The organism is Acidovorax sp. SRB_24, assembly GCF_012931925.1.
In genome coordinates this window covers 1-614 of sequence record NZ_MWOM01000196.1, presented here as the reverse complement: position 1 = coordinate 614, position 614 = coordinate 1, and the positions used below count along the sequence as shown (strand labels likewise).

Genomic DNA, 614 nt, shown 5'->3' with positions numbered 1-614 from the left:
GCGCCAGTGCCTGCGCCCCGCCGCCGGGGCCGCCGGCTCGGCCACGCCCAGCGTGGACGCGCAGGTGGCGGCCAGCGTGCTCACCGCCTTCGCCCTCGGCCGGCTGCAGCGCTTCGCGCGCTCGGGCTTTCGGCGCCAGCCCACCGAGCACCTCGACGCCAGCCTGGCCCTGATGCTCTGAGCCTGGCGGCCGCCTCCCGTCCGACACGCCCGGCGCCGCCATGGCCCCGGGGTTTTTTGTGCCTGTACCGGCCGGTGGGGTACGGGCGCGCTCTGCGGGACATCCAGGGGCAGCGGTGCGAAGGCGGTACGCTATTTTTCCGAGGGAGTTTTGCGGGCGGTCGAATTTGCTGCAGAATAGAACGATCGTTCGTTTTTCTGGCTCTCCATGTCCCCAGCTTCCGGCCCCCTTCCTTTCCAGCGCACTGCGCATGTGCGCAGCCAGAGCGGGCGCGCGCTGCAAAAAGGCCAGCAGACCAAGGCCGTGATCGTTGAAGCCGCCCTGGGCCTGGCCACGCACATTGGCCTCGAGGGCCTGTCGATCGGGGCCCTGGCCGACATCACGGGCATGAGCAAGTCGGGCGTGTTCGCCCACTTTGGCTCGCGCGAGGAGC

General features: G+C 70.4%; 1 protein-coding gene and 1 pseudogene. Both read left to right on the top strand.

All coding sequences use genetic code 11. The features are described 5' to 3' along the window. A pseudogene (locus B2J89_RS21495) lies at nucleotides 1-181 on the top strand (nucleoid occlusion factor SlmA); the annotation flags it as partial. A gap of 207 nt (nucleotides 182-388) precedes the next feature. Continuing rightward, nucleotides 389-614 (top strand): TetR/AcrR family transcriptional regulator (locus B2J89_RS21490; protein ID WP_169170841.1); only part of this gene is annotated, 226 nt, incomplete at its 3' end.